16 protein-coding genes are annotated in these 21,508 nt (G+C 51.0%); 9 read left to right on the top strand and 7 right to left on the bottom strand.

Annotated elements, in window-relative coordinates:
- Positions 1 to 213: 213 nt before the first annotated feature.
- Positions 214 to 1,029, top strand: coding sequence for a class II aldolase/adducin family protein (locus ACJJJB_RS19025; protein ID WP_020413920.1), 816 nt, complete (start codon positions 214 to 216; stop codon positions 1,027 to 1,029).
- Positions 1,030 to 1,142: 113 nt separating this feature from the next.
- Positions 1,143 to 2,762, top strand: coding sequence for a Na+/H+ antiporter (locus tag ACJJJB_RS19020; protein WP_445365314.1), 1,620 nt, complete (start codon positions 1,143 to 1,145; stop codon positions 2,760 to 2,762).
- 45 nt (positions 2,763 to 2,807) lie between these two features.
- Here the strand turns inward: ACJJJB_RS19020 and ACJJJB_RS19015 are convergent, their stop codons facing one another.
- Positions 2,808 to 4,664, bottom strand: coding sequence for a monovalent cation:proton antiporter-2 (CPA2) family protein (locus ACJJJB_RS19015; RefSeq protein ID WP_020413922.1), 1,857 nt, complete (start codon positions 4,662 to 4,664; stop codon positions 2,808 to 2,810).
- Between the two features lie 13 nt (positions 4,665 to 4,677).
- Positions 4,678 to 5,985: a cation:proton antiporter gene (locus ACJJJB_RS19010; protein ID WP_020413923.1), complete on the bottom strand. Its 1,308-nt coding sequence runs from the start codon at positions 5,983 to 5,985 to the stop codon at positions 4,678 to 4,680.
- A gap of 463 nt (positions 5,986 to 6,448) precedes the next feature.
- Here ACJJJB_RS19010 and ACJJJB_RS19005 point away from each other — a divergent pair, with 463 nt between their 5' ends.
- The 3 genes from ACJJJB_RS19005 to gstA all read left to right on the top strand — a co-directional run bounded on the left by ACJJJB_RS19005 (position 6,449) and on the right by gstA (position 8,540).
- The gene (locus tag ACJJJB_RS19005; protein ID WP_040628926.1) at positions 6,449 to 6,847 is read left to right on the top strand and encodes a DoxX family protein; all 399 of its coding nucleotides are present in this window, start codon (positions 6,449 to 6,451) and stop codon (positions 6,845 to 6,847) included.
- A 60-nt stretch (positions 6,848 to 6,907) separates the two neighbouring features.
- Entirely contained in the window at positions 6,908 to 7,879 is a 972-nt protein-coding gene (locus ACJJJB_RS19000; RefSeq protein ID WP_353375861.1) for a glutathione S-transferase family protein, read from the top strand.
- 64 nt (positions 7,880 to 7,943) lie between these two features.
- Positions 7,944 to 8,540 (top strand): glutathione transferase GstA, encoded by a 597-nt coding sequence (gstA, locus tag ACJJJB_RS18995; protein WP_444902436.1) that lies wholly within the window; start codon positions 7,944 to 7,946, stop codon positions 8,538 to 8,540.
- 27 nt (positions 8,541 to 8,567) lie between these two features.
- Here gstA and ACJJJB_RS18990 read toward each other — a convergent pair whose 3' ends face one another.
- From ACJJJB_RS18990 to hexR, 3 genes are all read right to left on the bottom strand, one after another.
- Positions 8,568 to 9,827 (bottom strand): multidrug effflux MFS transporter, encoded by a 1,260-nt coding sequence (locus ACJJJB_RS18990; protein WP_020413928.1) that lies wholly within the window; start codon positions 9,825 to 9,827, stop codon positions 8,568 to 8,570.
- 336 nt (positions 9,828 to 10,163) lie between these two features.
- Complete coding sequence (locus ACJJJB_RS18985) at positions 10,164 to 10,802, bottom strand: NAD(P)-dependent oxidoreductase (RefSeq protein WP_282952071.1); 639 nt, start codon at positions 10,800 to 10,802, stop codon at positions 10,164 to 10,166.
- Positions 10,803 to 10,991: 189 nt separating this feature from the next.
- Positions 10,992 to 11,846 carry a transcriptional regulator HexR gene (hexR, locus tag ACJJJB_RS18980; protein ID WP_020413930.1) on the bottom strand — a complete coding sequence of 285 codons (855 nt, stop codon included), beginning with the start codon at positions 11,844 to 11,846 and terminating at the stop codon, positions 10,992 to 10,994.
- A 139-nt stretch (positions 11,847 to 11,985) separates the two neighbouring features.
- Here hexR and uvrD point away from each other — a divergent pair, with 139 nt between their 5' ends.
- The 4 genes from uvrD (at position 11,986) to ACJJJB_RS18960 (ending at position 17,303) form a co-directional block, all read left to right on the top strand.
- Complete coding sequence (uvrD, locus tag ACJJJB_RS18975; RefSeq protein ID WP_020413932.1) at positions 11,986 to 14,190, top strand: DNA helicase II; 2,205 nt, start codon at positions 11,986 to 11,988, stop codon at positions 14,188 to 14,190.
- A gap of 133 nt (positions 14,191 to 14,323) precedes the next feature.
- Entirely contained in the window at positions 14,324 to 15,454 is a 1,131-nt protein-coding gene (locus ACJJJB_RS18970; protein ID WP_445365313.1) for a TRAP transporter substrate-binding protein, read from the top strand.
- 191 nt (positions 15,455 to 15,645) lie between these two features.
- Positions 15,646 to 16,350, top strand: coding sequence for a hypothetical protein (locus tag ACJJJB_RS18965; RefSeq protein ID WP_020413934.1), 705 nt, complete (start codon positions 15,646 to 15,648; stop codon positions 16,348 to 16,350).
- Between the two features lie 86 nt (positions 16,351 to 16,436).
- The gene (locus tag ACJJJB_RS18960; RefSeq protein ID WP_020413935.1) at positions 16,437 to 17,303 is read left to right on the top strand and encodes a hypothetical protein; all 867 of its coding nucleotides are present in this window, start codon (positions 16,437 to 16,439) and stop codon (positions 17,301 to 17,303) included.
- A 43-nt stretch (positions 17,304 to 17,346) separates the two neighbouring features.
- Here ACJJJB_RS18960 and ACJJJB_RS18955 read toward each other — a convergent pair whose 3' ends face one another.
- Positions 17,347 to 17,745 (bottom strand): acyl-CoA thioesterase, encoded by a 399-nt coding sequence (locus tag ACJJJB_RS18955; protein ID WP_020413936.1) that lies wholly within the window; start codon positions 17,743 to 17,745, stop codon positions 17,347 to 17,349.
- A 171-nt stretch (positions 17,746 to 17,916) separates the two neighbouring features.
- The gene (locus ACJJJB_RS18950; RefSeq protein WP_026305155.1) at positions 17,917 to 21,498 is read right to left on the bottom strand and encodes an ABC transporter permease/M1 family aminopeptidase; all 3,582 of its coding nucleotides are present in this window, start codon (positions 21,496 to 21,498) and stop codon (positions 17,917 to 17,919) included.
- Positions 21,499 to 21,508: the final 10 nt, after the last annotated feature.

Raw genomic sequence — 21,508 nt, 5'->3', positions numbered from 1 at the left:
GGGCATAGTGATATGTCCCATACTTTTTAATCAGCAAAAAAGCTTGGTTGTTATGCAAAAAAATACACGACAGATAAATCTTAATTAAAGGCATAAAAGTCATTTGCTTAATTGGCTTTATTTTAAAAAAGTTATAACACTTCCTCTCGCTTAAAATAGATATTACGTGCTATAACCGGCTTTCGGAATTTTTCTATTAGAGAGATCCAGCAGATGAGTACTGTAGAAAAAATAAGAAAAAAAACAGGCATTGATGCTGCGGTTATGAATGGCGACATCAGTATGTTGCTGGGAGATCCATTATTACCACCGGCGCAGATACGCGAAGAGAGGAAAAGAAAACTGACAGCTGCTTTTCGATTATTTGGAAAGTTTGGCTACGATGAGGGAATAGCCGGCCACATTACCGTACGGGATCCAGAATTTGAGGATCATTTTTGGGTAAATCCCATGGGGGTGGCTTTCCAGAAAATACGTATGTCGCAATTATTGCTGGTCAATCACAAAGGTGAGGTGGTTGAAGGCAATGGTTATTTAAATGGGGCAGCTTTTACTATTCACTCTCATATTCACCGAACCCGTCCGGACATTGTCGCAGCGGCACACGCACACTCCCTATACGGTAAAAGCTGGTCTACCCTCGGACGTTTGTTGGACCCTATTACACAGGATGCCTGTGCTTTTTTTGCTGACCACGGGCTTTTGGATACTTTCTCCGGTGTTGTGCTGGAGATGGGAGAGGGAGTAGCCCTGGCAAAAGCGCTAAGCCATTACAAAGCACTGATATTGCAGAACCATGGCTTGCTTACTGTGGGGAAAACTGTGGATGAGGCGGCCTGGTGGTATATTACTATGGAGCGTAGTTGCCAGGCGCAATTAATGGCCGAAGCGGCTGGAAAACCAGTATTAATTGACCCGGAAGTGGCTATCCGGACTCGTGCAGTGGTGGGTACAGAACTGGCTGGGCTATTCAGCTTCCAGCCTTTGTATAGTGTGATCTGTGAAGAGCAGCCGGATATGTTTGATTAAGTAGGCATGTATTGGGTATTCACAGTTTCCTATACTGGCTGAAATGATTAGCCCGTTGGATGTCGGGTTAAATGCCGCTATGCGGTGAGCCTTTCAAGGATCCTGAGTGGGCGATGCACTATCTCGTTCTTGCGCTGCTTTTACTATTGGTGGTGGCACTTAGCCTTATTGTCGCTCGTATCCTTCCGCTACCCATCCCCCTCCCATTAATACAAATTGTTGGCGGCGTTATCCTAGGTGGGGTTTTCGGTATCGAGATACCGCTCGACCCGGAAATTTTCTTTCTTCTTTTTATTCCTCCCCTGCTATTTCTTGCCGGTTGGCGTATTCCCAAGGGTGCTTTTTTCCGGGATTTGGGGTTGATTGTAACCCTGGCTGTTGGTCTGGTGGTTTTTACCGTAGTGGGCATGGGCTTTTTTATCTATTGGCTGGTGCCGGTCATCCCTGTTGCCGTAGCTTTTGCTGTAGCGGCAATACTCGCGCCCACAGACCCGGTTGCAGTTTCAGTTGTGCATGGTGGTAATGCCATGCCAGCGCGGCTGGAACATATTCTTGCTGGGGAGTCCTTGTTCAACGATGCGTCGGGACTGGATATTTTCCGGTTCGCAGTGGCAGCCGCGATGACCGGCAGCTTTTCCTTTTCGCAAGCGGTGGGTGGTTTTGTCTGGGTTGCAGTGGGCGGCATAGCAATTGGAGCCGGAGTTGCCTTTATTTGCGGATATTTGTTGCGCTGGCTGGTGCGAATAGGTGGTGAGGACTCTGCAATACAGATACTGGTGAGCTTATTAGTGCCATTTGCCGCTTATATGGCAGGTCAAAGCCTACAGGTATCCGGGATTCTGGCAGCGGCAACGGCAGGTATTGCTACTCATTACACTAATCTACACGGCTCGGAAATGTCCACGACACGTATGGATCGCCGCGCTGTGTGGAAGACTGTGCAAACGGTATTGGATGGGATTATTTTCGTTTTACTCGGTGAGCAATTGGTTCGACTGGCAGAGGCTGATCTCGCCGGTGCAAGGCATACCAGCCTCGGCATGGTGGCTCTATATATCCTGGCAATATCTTTGGTACTGCTTTTACTGCGTTTTATCTGGGTGTGGGTATCCCTCTATTTTTCCCGTTTTCGTCGGAGCATATGCTCACTTTCAGCACACTTGATATTGGTCAGTGTATTGACTGTGTCAGGGGTACGGGGAGCGATAACCCTTGCAGGAGCTTTTTCCCTTCCTCTTCTGTTACCTGACGGCTCACCCTTGCCGGGGCGGGAACTGGCGCTGGCTATTGCCATGGGGGTAATCCTTTTTTCACTGTTGTTGGCCAGTTTTGCACTTCCCTTGTTGCTGAAGCATTTGCCGGATACACCGCAACTGGCAGCGATTGGCGATGAGCGAGGTGCAAGGATGTCAGCGGCTAAGGCGGCAGAGGAACGCTTGATAATACTACGCAGTACTATTAATGCGCATTGGGAGCACAAAGATGTTGCCTATGAGGCGATTGATCACCTGTTGGAAGTCTATCGTCGCCGTATCAGTACTGGCGAGGATGAAAATGAGGAACAGGTATGGGTGCGCGCGCGAGTCGAGCGTAATTTCCGCCTGGCGGCTCTTGCCGCTGAGCGCAAGCAACTTTTTACCCTGAGAGTGCGCAGGGAAATCGATGATGAACTCCATCGCAAGTTGGTAATGGAAGTAGACTTGGTAGAGGCGAGCCTGATGTCAAAAGGCTAGAAAGTCTCCAGGTCCGTGCCATACCCGTTCAACTCCTCGGCAACCCTAAGGCTTCTCTGTCTCTGGTTGCGCTTCTTCCCAGTAGTGATCCAAGTGGAGGTCTTTGTCGCGTCTGTCCTGCTGTAGTGCCTGTAACAGCTGTTCTCGATAGATTCGGGCTTGGGCTATGTGCTGGGTTTCATCGCGCCAGTAGGGAAATAGAGCCTCCAGCATACGCTCGTCGTGTTGTTTGAACTTACGTGCTGCTCTACGCGCCTGCATCGGACTAAGGCCGAGTAATATTAAGGCCTTCTCACCAATTGCCAGTGCCGAATCCACGGTCTCACGAAAGATATATTTTACTCCGGCCTCCATCAGTGCATATTGGTGCATGCGGTTGCGCGCCCTTGCGAGAATAATCAAATGCGGGAAATGCTTTTGCAGCTGGGCGATAATTTCGAGAGATGCGGCCTGGTCGCTCAGTGTCAGGATAACAAGACGTGCATTTTTGGCGCCGGCAGCACGTAGCAAGTCCTCTCGCGAAGCGTCCCCGTAGTAGGCTTCTATGCCATAGCGACGCACGAGATCCAATTGTTCTGCATTGCGCTCTAACAGAGTAGTGCCGAAGCCGCAGGCGTTGAGCAGGCGCCCAGTGATCTGCCCAAAGCGACCATAGCCGATAATAATTACCGGCGAGCCATGGTCTACTGGTGGGGGGGTATCTACCTCCACAGGACTTTCAGGCCCAACTAGAAAGCGTGGCTGGATAAATTGTTCGAATATCAATAGCAATACCGGGGTGAGTGCCATAGTCAAGGCAATCAAAGCAACCAGCAGGCTGCTGGCACCGGCATCCAGGACCTGGATCTGGGTGGAGAAGGAGACGAGCACAAAGCCGAATTCCCCCGCCTGGGCGAGGGATAGGGCGAATAACCAGTCCTCCCCTTTCGAAAGGCGCATCATGCGTGCAAGGCCAAAAAGAACGGCAAACTTAACCAGGACCAGAGTGATGACAAGTCCGAACAACAGCAATGGGTTCTCGGCAATCTGGGCGAAGTTCAGACTCGCGCCAACGGCAATAAAGAACAGCCCTAGAAGTAGCCCTTTGAACGGCTGAATATCCGCTTCCAGTTCATGGCGGAATTCACTTTCCGCCAGCAGCACTCCGGCCAGGAAGGTACCCAGTGCCGGTGATAGATCCAGCCAGGTCATTACCGCTGCGGCGGCGAAGACTATTAACAGGGCGGTAACGGTAAACATCTCGCGCACCTGGCTGCCCGCGACCAGGCGCAGCAATGGGCCGAGTAGGTAGCGGCCGCTAATCGCAAAAGCGGCAATGGTGCCGATCACCGCAGCAGCATATTGCCAGCCACTCAGGCCACTGGCGTGGGCTTCGGCGGGAGTGCCGGCAAGTAGTGGTAAAAGTGCAAGGATGGGAATAACGGCAATATCCTGGAACAGCAATACTGCGAAGGCACTGCGCCCACCCTGGGTTTTCAGCAGCCCTTTTTCGCTGAGGGATTGCAAAACAATAGCAGTTGAAGAAAGTGCCAATATCAGTCCGATAGCAACCGCTGAGCGCCAATCTAAGCCAAATAAAAGCAGGGCTACCCCGGCAACAGCGGCAGCGGTCAATAGGAGCTGGGCGCTGCCTGTACCGAGAATGGCTCCCCGCATTTGCCACAGCTTTTTTGGCTGTAACTCTAAACCGATCAGGAACAGCATCAGGGCCACCCCAAACTCGGCCACGTGCATCTCGTCGCTGGCATCGCCCACCAGGCCCAGGGCACTGGGCCCTATCGCGACTCCAGCGAGCAGATAACCGAGTACTGAGCCGAGGCCGAGACGGGTTGCGATGGGTACGGCGATTACCGCCGCAGCCATAAAAATGACGGCTTCTACGAGGAAGTTAGAGTGTTCCATTGATGAATTATCGCTATTTGGCGGTGTGTTGCTGGTTGGAGCCCACTGTACTTTCGGGCTCGGCAAACTCTCGGCTGCGGCGAATTAACGGGGCTATGGTAGAGCCCTGCACCACGATAGAAAAGAGCACCACGCCGTAGGTCATTACCACCCAAAGGTAACGCAGGTCCTGCCCTTGTACAAAAGCGCTGCCAGCTGGGATGGACATAGCCAACGCTAGAGCCAATCCCCCTTTGAGGCCACCCCAAATCAGTATCCGGTTGGTATAGGGGTGATAGCGACGGCGCCTCTTCAGGTACAGGAAGGGCACTCCCACCGCCATGACCCGGGCCAGCAGCACTATCACAATTGCCATTACCATTAGCAGGTAGTCTGCGGGTCGTAGGTCGATGGTGATCAGGAACAGGCCCACCAGCAGGAAGAGCAAGCCGTTGAGAAAATCTTCTGTAATATTCCAAAAATTATCCAGCTCATGCTGGCTCACACGGGAAAAGCCCCGTTCACGGGTGAAGTTACCGATAATAATGCCGCTTACTACCATCGCCAGGGCTCCGGAAACACCGAGGATATTCGCCAGCGAGAAGCCTGCAGTGGGGATCACCAGGGTTAGCAATAATTCCAGACTGTGGTCGTCGGTGCAGCAGATCAACCAGTGAAAAAGCCCGCCGATAATCAGGCCAAGCAAAATACCGCCGATCGCCTCCACGATGAATAGCTCGGCGACTGCGGGAACAGTCGGTTGGCCGCCCTCAAAGGCCAGGGCATAGATCACAGCGAAAATCACTATGCCAAAGCCATCATTAAACAGGGACTCCCCCTCTACCTGGATAGATACCTGCTCGGGTGCTTTCAGGTTTTTCATTATTGCCAGCACCGCGATGGGGTCTGTAGGAGATATTAGTGCGCCAAATAGCAGGCAGTAAACAAAGGCGACTGGCATATTAATCAACATAAGAAACCAGTACAGCAGTGCCCCTACCACAAATGTAGAAATCAGGGTGCCGACGATCGCCAGCAGGCCAATTTCGATTTTCTGGTTACGCAGTGCCAGCAGGTCGATATGTAAACTGCCGGCGAAAAGCAGGAATCCCAGCATGCCCTTCAGCAGAATATCTTCCAGGTTGAGCAACGGCAGTAGTTGATCTGCCCAGGTGCGCAGTTCGACCACACCCAATTTGCCCAGACCAGTCACTATAAGAGACAGTGCCAGCGCACCCGCGGTGATTGCGATAGTGGTTTGCGCGCGCAAAACGTACTGGTTGAGGAAGCCGAGAAAAACCGACACAGCGGCAAGAAAACAAAAGGTGTAATAGACTTCCATGCCGTGCGTGGACTCCAGGGGTGAAATTTCCGGGATTACTCCCAACCCTCAAAAAGGAGCAGTGGTACCTGCTCTCTCAGCGGGCAAATTTATCAATTGTGAGCGTGCCGTTATTGTAGCCGTGCGAGCGCCGCTCGATTTTCCCGTGAGGAGGGCTCCGGTTCCGGGGTTACGCAGGGGCGCGCCATGTGGATACTGCCGGCCAGCGCCTTCATTAGGGGCGCGCAATTGTAACGGCTCCCCAGTGAGGCACAACTGCATTTTTCAATTTTGCGCCCAGGTGAGGAGTAGAAGCTGTCCAGGCTGCCACTTATGGATTTTCGTCGATATTTTGGCGTCTATTTCCTTGTTAAGTCTGATTATTACTAATATTCGATGCGCGGCATCCGTCTCCCATAACAGTTCCCAACTACACTGGAGGCATTCCATTGTCTGTAATTCCCCTGTAACGAGAGAGGAAGTTATGGCGAACCATCCTGCGTTGTGCGACACCTCCAAATTGGTAGGACGAATATTGATGTCTCTGATATTCATTTTTGCCGGCTGGAACAAAATCGGCGGCTATAAAATGACAGAGGCATTTATGGTATCCATGGGACTCCCGGCCTTTTTACTGCCTCTGGTGATTGTGGTTGAGTTGCTCGGGGGGCTGGCAGTATTTTTTGGCCTCTTTACCCGCTTTGCGGCGATAATTCTGTTTCTTTTCTGCCTTGCCAGCGCCTGGATGGTGCACTTCTCTCCCGGAGATTCAGGTGAGATGACCAGCTTTATGAAAAACATCACCATTGCCGGCGGCTTTTTGATTCTTGCCTGCGCTGGTGCAGGGCGCTTCAGTCTGGACCACTGGTTCCGTAAAAAATAGTTACTGCGCTGATTTCAACAGGGACTAGGAGGTAACTCACGAGAGCGCCGGGAGGTAGTGATGGGCCTTTTGGTCGATGGACAGTGGCGCAACCACTGGTATGACACTGGTAAAAGCCAGGGTGAGTTTGTGCGTGAGGCAGCACAGCTCCGCAATTGGGTGACCAGTGATGGAGCCCCGGGGCCGAGTGGAGAGGGAGGCTTTATCGCTGAGGCGGGTCGCTATCACTTGTATGTTTCACTCGCCTGCCCCTGGGCCCACCGTACGCTCATTTTCCGCACATTAAAAAATCTGCGCGACTACATAGATATTTCTATTGTCAGCCCCTTTATGCGTGAGCATGGTTGGTCCTTCAACACCGAGGAAGGCAGCAGTGGTGATCACCTCTTTCAATATGATTACCTTTACCAGCTATATCAGCGCAATCGCAGTGATTACAGTGGACGTGTCACTGTACCAGTGCTGTGGGACAGACAGCGCCAGTGTATTGTTAGCAATGAATCATCTGAAATCATCCGAATGCTCAACAGTGCCTTTGATCGTCTCACCGGTAGCGAGGATGACTTTTACCCCGATGACCTGCAGGGCGATATAGATGCGACAAATGATGTGGTTTATGAAACCGTAAATAACGGGGTTTATCGTGCCGGCTTTGCCACTACCCAAGAGGCCTATGAGCGAGCTTATGAGTCGCTTTTCAGTACTCTCGAACAGCTGGAGCAGCGCCTGCAGAATAACCGCTATCTGACTGGAGATCAGGTAACAGAGGCCGACTGGCGACTGTTTACAACATTAATCAGATTTGATGCTGTTTATCATGGCCATTTTAAATGTAACAAGCAGCGCCTGGCTGACTTTAAGAATCTGTGGGGATTTACCCGGGAGCTGTTTCAATGGCCGGGAGTAGCGGAAACCGTGGATTTCTTCCATATCAAGCATCATTACTACGGTAGCCACCTGCATATCAACCCCACTGGAATTGTGCCAAAGGGACCACAGCTGGATTACGCTGCACCGCATAGGCGCGGCTAGGTAACGTTTTAAAAATGCACGCCTATACTGCTGGTTGCTGCGCAACTGTTACCTGAGGACCGCAATGAAACTCTTTTACACTCCCGGCGCCTGCTCGCTATCCCCACATATTGTCGCGCTTGAAGCGGGTATTGATCTGGACTTGTGCAAGGTTGATCTGAAGACACATACCATGGAAAACGGCGATGACTTCAGGAAGATAAATCCGAAGGGTTACATCCCTGCCCTGCAGTTGGAAGGTGGGGAAATACTGACAGAGGGGTCGACGATAGTACAGTTTCTCGCGGAACAAAAGCCAGATGCGCACCTGGCTCCGCCAGTTGGTAGCCTCGCCCATTACCGCTTGTTGGAGTGGCTTAATTTCCTCAGTGCAGAGGTACATAAATTATTTAAACCGCTGTTCTGGGATGGCGCCAAGGATGAGCAGGAGCAAGCGCGGGAATGCTTGTTACGACGCTTCGACTATATAGAAAAGCGCCTGGACAAAGACTTCCTGATGGGCGATGAATTTTCTGTGGCGGATGCCTACTTATATGTGCTGTCCCGCTGGATGGAAGCCCAGCAGTTTGATATGGCGCGCTGGCCCAAGCTGCAGGCGTTCCAGAAGCGAATGTCGGAACGGCCATCGGTACAGCAGGCCCTACAAGAGGAAGAATTGTAGGACCAGTTGCCAGGGTATCCTCATGGATTAGCGTGGGGTGAATCGTTTGGTAGCCGGTATATCTGATTCGATGGGCTTGCGCGCCTGAGCGATTACCATGGCGGAAAAAAATGCTGCCACCGCACAGCCAAACATAGATGCGGCGATAGGCACCAGGGTGCCGGTGTGTATGCTGCTGACTAATCCGCCCAGGACCCCCCCGGTAATAAATATGGTGGCCCCATAGAGGGCATTGGCACTGCCACTGATTTTGGGGAAGAACTCTAGATAGCAGGCTGCAGCGTTGGGGCCTGTCATGCCGATACAGCTCATCACCAGTACCAGTGGCACCATCCACAAGGTAATTTCCCGAATTCCAGTCATAGTGCCCAGCAACAGCAGACCACAACCCAGTATCTGTAGAGAGATGCCTGCCAGCAATATATTGCGCGGCTGAAACAGATTTAACAGCCGTATATTGACCTGCACCATGCAGATCAGGCCCAGAATGCAGCTGCCAAAAAACAGGGGAAACTGGCTGGCACTGACCTCAAAATAATCCATAAATACGAAGGGCGCTGTGGTGATATAGATAAACATCGAGCCGCTCACACAGGCCTGGGCGCCCAGGAAACCGAGGGCCCGGCGATTGCGCAATACCTGCCCATAACTTGAGATCAAGGACCCCAGAGGCATTAGCTGGCGACGCGCGCGGGTAAAGCGCGGCACGGTCTCCGGCAATAACAGGCGCACCAGAACCAGCATTGCCAATGCGTACAAGAGTAAAAAAACAAAAATGCTTTGCCAGCCACCAATGGCCAGAAGGAGTGCCCCAATGACTGGTGCGATCAGGGGAGCGATCAACATTATGGTGCTGATCATAGAGATAATCTTGGCTGCTTCGCGCCCACTGTGCAGGTCGCGCACAATTGCTGCGCAGATCACAGTAGCAAAACCGCCACCGATGGCCTGAAGGAAGCGCAGGATAATCAACTGGTCGACATGGTCTGTGAGCAGCACTAACAGAGAACTGACAATATAAATGCTTAGACCAATAGTCCCCACTAAGCGGCGTCCCCAGCGATCTGATAGTGGGCCACCGAACAATTGCCCCAGGGCGAAACCCAACAAAAAGCTGGAAACTGAATACTGTACTCGCTCCACCTCAGTATCCAGCGCTGCAGCCATGGCGGGAATAGCTGGCAGGTAGCTGTCAATCGAAAAGGGCGTCAAGGATACGAGAGCCGCCAGCCATACCACCAGCCAACGCGGTGTGGTTTTTTCATCAGGTTTTGGCTTCGAACTCATAGTTGACTCTGATACAGCTCAGTGGAAAACCGTAAAACGCATTGCTCGATCTGTTATGGCAGACCACAGTCGAGACTACAGCAAGCTCAATATCAAACCTGTGAGTTTAAGACGGTTCTTTCGGTAGAGAGCTTTTTCGTATCGCGAAAGGCGCTGAGAAGGCGGTCTATTCGGGTATGTCGGCTGGATTTCAAACATAAAATTGGTGTTTATCCAGCCGAGGGTACGTATTTGGTGGCCTTTGGCCAGGGCTCCAATGTGACCTAATGGTAACGGGACAGTGACCTTTTCACCAGCTTATCAATAACTCAGTATCTTTTAACTTAACAGTTTTCATTAGTAGGCAACTGAAAAACGCTGCTGGATATGTTGAGGCTGCTCCAGCTCATTGATCATTGCTATGGCGTAATCCTCTAGGGAGATGCGGCTACGGCCATCCCTATCCACCATCAGCTGGTCGCCTCCGAGACGAAAATGACCAGTGCGCTCGCCGGGCTCGATCAAGGCGGCGGGGCTCAGGAAAGTCCACTGTAGCGTATTTTCCTGCTTTAGTCGCTTGAGGGCATCAAGGGCACCGAGAGCTGAGGCTTTCCATTCCGGTGGAAATTGGGGAGTTTCCAATAAGTGCACTCCTGGAGCAACTTCAAGACTGCCGGCGCCACCAACAACTAGAAGGCGATCTATCCCCGCCTCTTTGCAGGCGTTGAGAATTGATTCGAAGCCTCGCAGGTAATAGCCGTGAATATCCTGTTGGGCGTGGCCGCTAAAAGCACTGATCACCGCATCGTGGCCTCTCAATAAGTCGGCAAGCTGCGTAGTGTTTAATACGTCGGTCTGGGTTGCGGTTAACCTCTCCTGGGTTTGTAGCTTCTCGGGGTGGGTAACCAGAGCTGTGACCCGGTGCCCTCTTGCCAAGGCCTCGACCAACAGTGCAGAACCGATAAAACCACTGGCACCGATCAATGCAATATTCATGCGTTCAATCTCGGGGTGTCTTTGTTGGGGATGCCAAGCAGTTTAGTTTTGTATTGCAGTATTTATGGGATAGTTAATAGTGCTGGAGCAATAAATTTCTGTTGGCCGATGGCAGTGCATTGGCTGCTATGGGAAGCCGTCAATGCGGTGCCTGCGGTTAATCTTTTCGTTATGCGGACGCTCATGCTCTCAGTGCTTGTCTTCACGAAGGGTGTAAAGGCCCTGTTTGAGCTTTAACAGGTGCTCTTGCAACTGTGGTCCTTTACGCTGGGCTACGCCAATTGCTAGCACATCAATTACCACCAGGTGGGCGATTCGAGAAGACAGTGGCGTGTAGATCTCGATATCCTCTTCTACATCCACCTCCAGTGGAATACTCGCCTGCTGGGCTACCGGGGAGCCACTTGGGGCCAGGCCCACGACCAGAGCGCCCTGCTCTTTTGCCATGCTCATGGAGCGTAACAGTGCTTTGGTCCGCCCACTCTGGGAAATAGCCACCACAACATCCCCTGGTTGCATCGACATAGCCGACATATTTTGGATGTGATGGTCGGAGTGTGCGGCAGTAGCCAGTTGCAGGCGAAAGAATTTGTGCTGAGCATCGGCAGCGACAGCACCGGAGGCACCAAAGCCGAAGAATTCTACCCGCTTGGAGGCGGCCATTGCGGTCACAGCGGCTTCCAGTGCGCGGTCGTCAATCCTGTCGCGTACCTTCAACAATGTATCCACAGTGGAATCGAATACTTTGCGCTTGTATTCAGCAATGGTGTCGGTCTCGGTTACTGCAATCTGGCCAAAACTGGGGCTGGAGGCCAGCTGCTGGGCCAGGTTCAGCTTGAACTCCTGGAACCCCGAGCAGCCTACTGCGCGACAGAAACGCACTACCGTGGGCTCACTTACCTGGGCCTCGGTGGCCAGGTCAACAATACGCATATGAATAATTTCATCCGGGTTGGCGAGGATATACTCCGCCACCTTGCGCTCAGATTTGCGCATGGATGACAGTTGTTCGCTGATTTTTTGCGTGACTTCCGCTGGTTTCACAAGACTACCTTCGCTATGCCAGATGGCGCAGTGTAGCGGCTGTGCCCCCCGCTGGCGAGCGGCTTTGCGTTGTCAGGATGGGTAAAATGCTGTTTATTTACACAGGTCTCGCACAGCAGCTCTGGTACAATCATCGCCCATGGACGTATCTCAGATTTTAGACCCCCTCAACGACGCCCAGCGCGAAGCAGTAGCAGCCGCGCCCGGCAATCAATTGGTTCTGGCCGGTGCCGGTTCGGGTAAGACCCGGGTGCTGGTGCACCGCATCGCCTGGCTGATGCAGGTGGAAGGTGCCTCGCCCTATTCCATTATGGCGGTGACCTTTACCAACAAGGCGGCCCGCGAGATGCGCGCCCGTATCGAAGAGCTGCTGGGGGTGAATACCTTCGGCATGTGGGTGGGCACCTTCCACGGCCTGGCCCATCGCCTGCTCAAAGCCCACTGGCAAGAGGCCAGGTTGCCGCAGAACTTCCAGATCCTGGATTCCGACGACCAGCTGCGCCTGATCAAGCGGGTACAGGCGGATCTGGGGCTGGACGATAAAAAGTGGCCGCCGCGGGAAACCCAGTGGTGGATCGGTGCGCAGAAAGATGAAGGCCTGCGCCCGCAATATATCAATGCTGGCGCCGACCCATGGTTGCAGACCATGGTGCGGATCTACTTTGCCTATGAAGAGGCCTGCCAGCGTGGTGGGCTGGTGGATTTCGGTGAGCTGTTACTTCGCGCCCATGAACTCTGGTTGAATAACGACGCTATTCTCGCCCATTACCGCCAGCGCTTTCCCTTTATCCTGGTGGATGAGTTCCAGGATACCAACACGATTCAATACGCCTGGTTGCGTCTGCTTGCTGGTGAGCAGTGCCATATCACAGCTGTGGGTGACGATGACCAGTCCATTTACGGCTGGCGCGGTGCCAAGATCGAGAATATTCAGCACTTTTCCACAGACCTGAAAGAAGTCCAGACGGTGCGCCTGGAGCAAAACTACCGCTCCACCTCCACCATTTTGAATGCGGCCAACGCGGTGATCGCCAATAACAGTGGCCGTCTGGGTAAGGAGTTGTGGACCAGGGGTGAAGAGGGTGAGCCCATCGCCGTCTACGCGGCCTACAACGAACAGGATGAGTCGCGCTTTATTGTCGAACGCATCAATGACTGGGTGCGCGATGGCAACCGCCGCGACAGCATTGCCATCCTCTACCGCTCCAACGCGCAATCCCGGGTACTTGAAGAGGGGCTTCTGCGCGAGCAGGTGCCCTACCGCATCTATGGCGGCCAGCGCTTCTACGAGCGCCTGGAGATCAAGAATGCCCTGTCTTATCTGCGCCTGATTACCAACCGCGATGATGACACTGCGTTTGAGCGGGTGGTGAATACGCCGACCCGTGGCATCGGTGCGCGCACGGTGGAAATGGTGCGCTCCTATGCCCGCGAACAGGGCTGTTCCCTGTGGCAGGCGGCCAAGCTGATGTTGCAGCAGCGGGTATTGGCCGCTCGCGCCGGCAATGCCCTGCAGAGCTTTCTGGACCTGATTAACCAGCTGGCAGCGAATGCAGAAGATAAAGAGTTGGATGCTATTGCTGAGGATGTGATCGAGACTAGCGGCTTGTTGGAATTCCACGGCAAGGAAAAAGGTGAGAAGGGCCAGACGCGGGTGGAGAACTTGCAGGAACTGGTGACTGCCTGTCGCGCTTTCTCTGGTGTGGACCTGCCCGAAGGGGAGGAAGATGAGGAGGAAATTCCTCTGCTCAACCAGTTCCTCGACAGCGCTGCCCTCGATGCCGGTGAGGGCCAGGCAGATGAATTTGAGGAGGCGGTTCAGTTAATGACCCTGCACTCCGCCAAAGGCCTGGAGTTTCCCCTGGTATTTATGGCGGGTGTGGAGGAAAACCTGTTTCCCCACAAGATGTCCGCGCAGGAGCCGGGTCGTATGGAGGAGGAGCGCCGACTCTGCTACGTGGGAATTACCCGCGCTATGCGCAAACTGTATATCACCTACGCAGAAAACCGCCGCCTGTTTGGCAGTGAGACCTATAACAGCCCCTCACGGTTTATTGGTGAAATTCCAGCTAATTTGGTGCACGAGGTGCGCCTCAAGACTGAGATTTCCCGGCCACTATACCAGGCGGATTATGGCAAAGTGGGTCAGTTTTCCGACCCGGCCCCAGACTTTGATGATTTGCCACCGCTCGCCCTGGGAGGGCGAGTGGAGCATGCCAGATTTGGTGAGGGCACCGTAGTGCAGTTTGAGGGCAATGGCCCGCGCGCACGGGTACAGGTGAACTTCGATGATGCCGGCAGTAAATGGCTGGTGGTGGCTATGGCTAAATTGCAGCCGCTGTAGACCAAGGGGCTGGAAAACTGAATCTATTTTGAAGAAGCAAATCTCACGTGGCTCCAGTATCACTGGAGCCACGATAATTAAAGTTAGCTAGCTGACAGTCAGCGCCTTACAAGAAAAACGATAATTAGAAGCGATGAAAAAAATTAATTGGTACCCCGCCGTTATTTTGGGCCTTCTCGCCCTGCTGGTAATTACCTTTGCCGCGCTGGTAACTTCCCGTGCGGCTCAAGGGCCTCAACAACACTTTTCTGATACTGGTGATAAAGAATTGTTTGAGTGGAAGCTGGTTACTACCTGGCCAAAAAACTTCCCCGGCCTGGGCCAGGCACCGGAGCGCTTCGCCAAAGAGGTAGTGCAGATGTCTGCTGGCCGTCTCAAAATTAAGGTCTACGGTGCGGGTGAACTGGTGCCTGCATTGGGGGTTTTCGGTGCTGTTTCCGAGGGTGCGGCACAGATGGGGCACGGTGCAGCCTATTACTGGAAAGGCAAGATTCCGGCGGCCCAGTTTTTCACTGCGGTACCTTTTGGTTTGAATGCCCAGGAAATGAATGGCTGGCTCCACCACGGCGGTGGTTTGGAACTCTGGGAGGAGATTTACGAGCCTTTTAATTTGATACCCCTGGCAGGTGGTTCCACAGGGGTGCAAATGGCGGGTTGGTTTAATAAGCCGATTAACTCTGTCGAGGATTTGCAGGGTTTAAAAATGCGAATTCCCGGGCTGGGAGGTGAAGTATTAAACCGGGCCGGCGGCACGGCCGTCACGATTCCTGGTGGTGAGCTTTATACAGCGTTGCAGACTGGCGTCATTGATGCGACCGAATGGGTTGGCCCATACAATGATCTAGCCTTCGGCTTTCACCAGGTTGCCGAGTATTATTACTATCCTGGTTGGCATGAGCCTGGCTCGATGATGGAATTTATTGTCAATAAAAAAGCCTTCGATAAATTGCCTAAAGACCTGCAGGCAATTGTGCGCGTGGCAGCCCGGGAAGCAAACCAGGACATGCTGGATGAGTACACTGCGCGCAATAACCGAGCCCTGCGTGAATTAGTGGAAGAGCACGGTGTAAAGCTCAGGCGTCTACCGGATGAAGTACTTTCTCATTTAAAGCAAATCAACACGCAAATTATGCAGGAGACTGCAGACAAGGACCCTGAGTTTGCCCGTATCTATAAAGCCTTTAAGGATTTTGAGCGGGATGTACGGCCCTACCACCAGATTAGTGAAGAGGCTTATTACCAGGCGCGAGAGCTGGATAATTAGTTTTGCTTCCCGCTAATTAAAGTATGAGTCAAAGATTTAACCATAAATTTGCATTTTGCGACAAACCTAAATTTCTGTACTAATAAAGCAGTGAAAATATTTTCTTGCCTGGGTTTTTATTTTTAATTATTTGAACAATAATGCCGCGGTTTTTATTGTCTGACTACAAAAATATGACTTGGGAGTTATAAATGCTTAGAGCTTTTGGCTTACTTATTTTGGGGATGGTTTTTCTTTCAGGCTGTGCAGGTGTACCTCAATCACCAGTTATGCCAGATCAAACTTTTTGGAAGCAACCTGGGAAGCGCGTAGGATTGGTAGTGTCAAAAGTACCTACACCAGATGTTTATCTCCCTGGAGCAAGTTGTCTTCTCTGTTTGGCTGCTGCAGAGATAGCGAACTCCTCGCTTAGTACCCACACTGAAACCTTGTCAGCGGATGAAGTAGTGATTATTGCTGCTGATATGAACAAGCTGCTACAGTCCAAAGACATTGAGGTAGTAGAAATTTCCCAGGAACTTAATTTACGTAAGTTGCCTAAATACAAATCAGAAATTCCCAATTCTACCAAGCGGGATTTTTCTTCATTTGCCGAGCAATATAATATTAGTTACCTCTTGGTTTTGGATTTAAACGCTGTAGGTATGCATAGAACCTACTCAAGCTATATACCGACAAGCGAGCCAAAAGGCTATTTCGAAGCATTAGGGTATTTAGTTGACCTTTCAAATAATACCTACGAGTGGTACCGTCCTGTGCAAGTTCTAAAGGCAGCTTCTGGTGAATGGGATGAGTCTCCAAACTTCCCTGCTCTAACTAATGCTTATTATCAAGCTATAGCAGAAGGAAAAGAAATCATTATCTCCTCTTTAGGTACACCAAAAACAGATCAGTAAGGTTTAATCCTTATGATTAATTGAGTGCTAGAAACTTACTGGCACTCAAGTCAATTATTGCAGAATTTATTCTTTTGAGACTAAAGATGAGATATCAAGCATTATTTATTATATACATGCTGATTGCTGGGTGTTCTGGTAACAAGACTTCTCCATATGTAGAGTATATTGATCAGTCTGTTAGTATTCCTGTTGATACTTCGATAGCTATAAAAGTAGAGGCGTTCAAAAAGCCACCATTTTATGGTCAGGTTAATCATGATAGCTTAGATGTAAATCATGGGCAGATGACTTATATTGGCGCTACGCCAGCTGCTTTCGCTGGATCTATTCTCGCCCATGCTTTAATTGTAGGTGCAACTGGGGATAGTAAAAAGAAAGCAGAGCAGGAAAGGGCAGATAAGATTTTGGAACCATATAAAGAGAATATTGCTGCCTTTAATGCTGTTGATTTAATAGAAATTTCTAAAGTTGATTTACAGAAAAAAAATATCCCATTTATTGCTTGGGAAGCTGAAACTAATCATCCTTGGGTTGTTCAGTCTCACCCTGTATTCTTTCTGTCACAGGATAGAAGTACATTAACTTTGAAAAATGCAGTCTCAATAACTGAGCTGGATAACCAAGAAAAGCCAGCCTATCAAAATTTGATTGAGGTTGTTTCCTCGCCAAATAAAGATAAAAAAATCATACCTATTGACTCTCTCGGCGAATTAAGTATCAAGTTGTTTGTTGATTCTCTTATGGCAATGAAGGCAGAACTTTCAGAAAACCGCAAGCCAGAAAATAAAGAAATGACTTTGAGTTTTTTTTCTGGAGGAGAAAAAGTCTATGAGCGAGGGCGCATTATTTCAGAGGAATGTAATCGAATGACTTTTAGAACTTTGCGTGGTTGGGTGAAGTCTGTACCAACGATAGCTAAAGAACCTTCCCCGGTATGCCTGGAAAGCTAAATTAGCTGATTTCAGGGGAGGAAATCTCCCCCCAGCACGATCTTTAAGGCAGTGGCCTGGTATGCCCACTATCGTCAATAGCGACAAAAACAAACTCACCTTCAGTGACCTTCACCTGCTCACCGGAATCAACCCGTGTCAGCCACACCTCAACCATAGTCCTGATCGAAGAACGACCCACTTCGATAGCCTCTGCATAGCAGCTGACTGTGGAGCCAACAGGTACCGGGCGTAAAAACACCATACTGCCTACCGCAACGGTGGTTACCCTGCCCCGTGCGATACTTTGGGCGAGGATTGCGCCCGCCAGGTCCATTTGCGACATCAGCCAGCCAGCAAATACGTCCCCTTGGGGATTGGTATCACGGGGCATGGCCAGGGTTTGCAGGGTTAGCGTACCTGTGGGTTGCGGGTTTTCATCTAGGGCTGAAAGTGCGGACATCGACTGCTCACAGATTGTTAGAGTTATTGGGTACTACTTCTGGGAAGGTGGCGCATTCTAGCACAAATTGCGCAGTAATTGACCAGTGTTATCCCAAATTTGCTGGAGAAAACTGGCCATCCTGCTTCCCAGCCACCACCCCAGATGGCCGGGAGACTAGTGATCTGGGCCTTACAAAGCCTCTATTTCCAGCAGGTTGTCGTCTGGGTTTTTATCAATCATCTTGATGTAGGGGTCAATTCCAGCGATGCTCGGTTTGCCCTCCACTTCAAACTCCAGCACGGTGGTTTGCTCGCTGATCTCCTGTTTGGCGAAGTAGAGCACGTTTTCTGAATTAAAGTTCTTGTCGGGATCTTCCTTGAAAATGGCGATATCTATCCGATTATTCATTGGGATTTCTTGCTCCTGGCCCTCCCCATCGGCCTCGAACTTGTGAGCTTCCAACTCCAACAGAACGCGATAGTTACCATTATCCAATAGCTCAGAGGTGGCCTTTGCGATCTTCAGGTCAAAAAGAACTACCCTCTCCAGCATATCGGTGATCAGTTCCTGGTGAGATGATTCGGCGTGCGCTCTGAGCCTTGCCACCAAATCCATACTGGTGGGATAGGGGTCACTGGAGAACCCTTTATCTTTCAGCAACGATGCCAAGGCCGCATTTATGGCATCTTCACCCATGGCATCTTTGAGGGCGTACATGGCTACAGAGCCCTTTCGGTAGTGGATATAGGGTTGGTTTTCATTGTGAGTCAGGGGAAGTTCCTCAAGGAGTTCGCTACCCCGCGCGCTCAGGTAACGGTCAAGCTCATATTTGAGGAAGCGACGTATTTTTTCCGGACCGTATTCCTGCTCCATAACCATCAGTGCGGAATACTGGGCCAGGGTTTCGGAGAGCAAAGTGGCGCCTTGCACGTTGGCTCCGACCAACTGATGTGCCCACCACTGGTGTGCAACCTCATGGGCAGTTACATAGAAGACGTAATCAATTTCATTCGGGTCGCGGAGATCGGCGACAAAGCCGATGGATTCTGAAAAGGGCACGGTGTTGGGAAATGCCTGGGCAAAACTTTCATAACCCGGGAACTCAACGATACGCAACTGGCGATATTGATAGGGACTGAAAGCCTCACTGAAATACTCCAGGGATTTCTTCACACTTTCAATCATACGGTCCACGTTGTAGTCGTGAGGCTTGTGATGGTAGACCTCAATGGCTACATCCTTCCACTGGTCTTTAACTATGGTGTAGTCCGCAGAAAGGTAGGAGAAAAAATTGTGAATCGGGGCATCCATCTTGTAGTGGAAATAGTGGCGCTTTCCCTCCTGCCAGTCTTTTTGCAGATAGCCGGGAGCCAGTGCTACTTGTCCCACTGAGGTACTGACCGTGGTTTCAAAGTTAATCCAGTCGGAGTCGCTGCGCAGGTAGGACTCCCGGTAGTGATCTGTATCCTCCAGTTTGGGCATTCGCTGAGGCGGGGGTAGATCGTACTTCTTGCGCAGGTGACGGTCAGTTAATTCAATATTGCTGTTGTAACCGATAAAGGGCATCGCCTCAAAGTTATTAAAGAAAGTACCGTTTTGCACAATAGTGGTGGAGGAGCCGGAGTTCATAAAGCCACGGCTGATCCTGCTAAGATCAAACTCCAGTGTAAGTGACTCTCCGGGTTCCAGGGGTTGCTCCAGTTCGAAGAAATAATGGCCGAATTGCTCATCCTTTTCGCGCAGTTTGGCCTGACTCAGGGATAGCTGGTTGACCGTGAGACCGCGCTCCAGTCCGATGGCTACTTCATTGATAGATTTATCGCGCTTATTCATCAGGAAGTAACGCCCACGCACTTCATAGCGGCGTTCATCGGGGAAGATATCCACATCTACATTGACATCGATGATATGTGGCGCTGGCTTGTCTTCCAGGGATTTGTACTTTTTCTCGTAGTCTGCGGCTAGCTGCTCGCGATCCTTGCTGGTTTCATAGTCGTTGAGAATATTAGTGTTGTAGAAAATAAAGGTTCCACTGGCAACAAACAGCAGGAAGGCTGTAATACCAGCTAAACGGCTGGGCAATCCCAGCTGGAAGCGTAGGGCTTTGAGCCTGCTCGTTAGTGAGGCCAGGGTGCCCCGCTGCCAGAGCCCATAACTCAACATTGCTAATATCAGGCTGAAGCTTGTCCAGTAAAATGCAAACCAGGCGCGACCCTGTTCAAAGTGACCATAGCCATTCATATCCGAGTAGGGAGCAGCATTCCAACCGGCGAACTGATAGAGGTTGTGCTCAAAACCTAAGATGTCGAGCACTATAGAGCTGATCAGGTAGCCCACCATCAGCAACATGCCGAGGAATTTATTACGGGTAATTACCTGGACAAAGATAGAAAGAACAGCCATCAGGTAGAAGGGCATTGCGAATTGGTACCAGAGACCATAAAAATAAAGCCCTGGCTCGAGGGTAGCGTACCCCTTGCCCAGCTGTACAGCGACAGTGGTCAGCATACTGGCAATCAATATACCGGCTAGAACCACCAGCATTGCGATAAACTTGCTTGCCACAAAAACCCAGTTCGGTGTGGGCACTGCATCCATAATTTCATGGCAGCCGGTCTGGCGTTCGCGCCATACTAATTCAGCCCCATAGTAGATCAGAATAATCATCATGATCAGGCTGAAGGCGCCCTGTATCAGGCTTATCATTGAGCGGGTAACAGGGTAAACCGAGGTACCGAAAATTGCTTCCAGGTTAAGGGAAGCACCCAGTACGTTGAGAACACCAATTGCGAGAATTACCCAAAAAGCCAGGCTTTTTACCACGGCTTTGACTTCAAAACCGCTGCGTACCCGGAATTGTTGCCAAACAGCGGTTGCGCCAAAAGTAGGAGTGATTCGCGGTATTGGCTTATTGTAACGAAGCTGTTCCTCAGTTTGATTCTCTATTCTGTGACGACGTGACCAGAGTGGTTTGCGCTCGGCAAAAGAAAAGCGTCTATAGCCCAACCCAATAATAAGCAAACTGGCGATGAGCCATATTATGCGATTGGTTAGATACTCTCCTTCCAGGGCAATCATGGAAGTATTGCGGTCGAAGGCGGTCCAATAACGAGTGGCATTATCGAAGGCGCCGAGACCGAAGGGGTCGGCCAGTGCGGCGACACTGCGATAAGCGGGCTCGTCCATCATCCCCTGACTGGTAAAATAGAGAACCAGAAAAGCAATCAACCCCAAGTAAGTGGCCATCATGCTGCGAGTTACAGCTGCCAGGCTAAAAAACAGTGCGCTGCAAAACAGCATGGTGGGAAGAATGAGTGCGAATAGTGTTTGTAAGTAATGAGATATTTGTGTTGGACCTAACCGTTCCGGGTCCAGCCAGGGCATCCAGGAACCGAACAGCATACCTAGGGCAGAGGCTGAAAATGCCAGGAAAGAAACAGTAAATGACCCTGTGAAGCGCCCTAGTAAATAATCGCGCTTGCTGATAGGGGTACTGAAGACGATACCATCCATTTTCATATCACGATCACGCAGTACCGGGTTGGCTGCGAATGCGGCGGTAATAAAAATACTGAACAAGCTCATGATCAGCAGGGTTTGCATGATCGCAAAAGGGGAGTTGATTAGGGTGCTGCCGCCGGCACCGCCGATTTGTATACTGTTGGAGGCAGTGGCGCCAAATGTCAGAAGGAAAAAAACCAGGCTGGTGACATAAAACACCGGCTGGCGCAGTTGATAGTGAAATTCAAACTTAGCAATAGATAAAAACATGTCGATACCC

The sequence above is a fragment of the Microbulbifer variabilis genome, assembly GCF_052468405.1.
This window is presented reverse-complemented; position numbering and strand designations above follow the sequence as displayed.

Coding starts and splice junctions, on each gene's coding strand:
- ACJJJB_RS19025 (WP_020413920.1), top strand. CDS start 214: ATGAGTACTGTAGAAAAAATAAGAAAAAAAACAGGCATTGATGCTGCG.
- ACJJJB_RS19020 (WP_445365314.1), top strand. CDS start 1,143: ATGCACTATCTCGTTCTTGCGCTGCTTTTACTATTGGTGGTGGCACTT.
- ACJJJB_RS19015 (WP_020413922.1), bottom strand. CDS start 4,664: ATGGAACACTCTAACTTCCTCGTAGAAGCCGTCATTTTTATGGCTGCG.
- ACJJJB_RS19010 (WP_020413923.1), bottom strand. CDS start 5,985: ATGGAAGTCTATTACACCTTTTGTTTTCTTGCCGCTGTGTCGGTTTTT.
- ACJJJB_RS19005 (WP_040628926.1), top strand. CDS start 6,449: ATGGCGAACCATCCTGCGTTGTGCGACACCTCCAAATTGGTAGGACGA.
- ACJJJB_RS19000 (WP_353375861.1), top strand. CDS start 6,908: ATGGGCCTTTTGGTCGATGGACAGTGGCGCAACCACTGGTATGACACT.
- gstA (WP_444902436.1), top strand. CDS start 7,944: ATGAAACTCTTTTACACTCCCGGCGCCTGCTCGCTATCCCCACATATT.
- ACJJJB_RS18990 (WP_020413928.1), bottom strand. CDS start 9,827: ATGAGTTCGAAGCCAAAACCTGATGAAAAAACCACACCGCGTTGGCTG.
- ACJJJB_RS18985 (WP_282952071.1), bottom strand. CDS start 10,802: ATGAATATTGCATTGATCGGTGCCAGTGGTTTTATCGGTTCTGCACTG.
- uvrD (WP_020413932.1), top strand. CDS start 11,986: ATGGACGTATCTCAGATTTTAGACCCCCTCAACGACGCCCAGCGCGAA.
- ACJJJB_RS18970 (WP_445365313.1), top strand. CDS start 14,324: ATGAAAAAAATTAATTGGTACCCCGCCGTTATTTTGGGCCTTCTCGCC.
- ACJJJB_RS18965 (WP_020413934.1), top strand. CDS start 15,646: ATGCTTAGAGCTTTTGGCTTACTTATTTTGGGGATGGTTTTTCTTTCA.
- ACJJJB_RS18960 (WP_020413935.1), top strand. CDS start 16,437: ATGAGATATCAAGCATTATTTATTATATACATGCTGATTGCTGGGTGT.
- ACJJJB_RS18955 (WP_020413936.1), bottom strand. CDS start 17,745: ATGTCCGCACTTTCAGCCCTAGATGAAAACCCGCAACCCACAGGTACG.
- ACJJJB_RS18950 (WP_026305155.1), bottom strand. CDS start 21,498: ATGTTTTTATCTATTGCTAAGTTTGAATTTCACTATCAACTGCGCCAG.